The organism is Centipeda infelix ATCC 43532 (genome assembly GCF_000234095.1).
In the GTDB taxonomy this organism is placed as follows: domain Bacteria; phylum Bacillota; class Negativicutes; order Selenomonadales; family Selenomonadaceae; genus Centipeda; species Centipeda infelix.
Genome location: NZ_JH376826.1, coordinates 1 through 509 on the forward strand (window position 1 = coordinate 1; position 509 = coordinate 509).

The window sequence follows — 509 nt, forward strand, 5'->3', positions numbered from 1 at the left end:
AGATAGCCGATAAAAGCGGTATCAGCTATCAAACGGTATCGAGGACACTACAAGCACTAATCGACAGTAACTTCTTGCAACGCATCAATCAAGGCGCATATCGCGTAAACCCAGACGTATTATTCAAGGGCGGGAAGAACGCAAGAATGAACGTGCTGCTGCAATATCACGACGCAGCAGCCGAAGGGGACGGCTCGAACGATTCCGCAGCCATTCCTGAAGAACAATACGAGGTATTCGCAGAGCAAAAAGCAAGCTGACTTGAATCCGATCGGCGCCGATGTGCGCCGATCTATTTTTTTTATCCGCCCATCGCGGCGGATCAGCGAACGAAGGTGAGCGGCAAAAATCGCCCGATACAATCGGGCGCGAACGGCGTTTCAGATTCTGAAATGCATAAGTGAGCTTCGAGCAATTCTGCTCGAAGGTGTGCACGAGTTTTTCGCGGCTGCGAGAAACTCCTAAGTGCACATCGAAAACGCATAGAAATCTCCACGCGTGGAGAGTTT

Annotated in this window: 1 protein-coding gene; it reads left to right on the forward strand. The window is 50.5% G+C overall.

The window, feature by feature from the left end:
- A partial coding sequence (locus HMPREF9334_RS11310; RefSeq protein WP_039957616.1) for a replication/maintenance protein RepL occupies positions 1–260 on the forward strand: 260 nt, incomplete at its 5' end.
- Positions 261–509 lie beyond the last annotated feature (249 nt).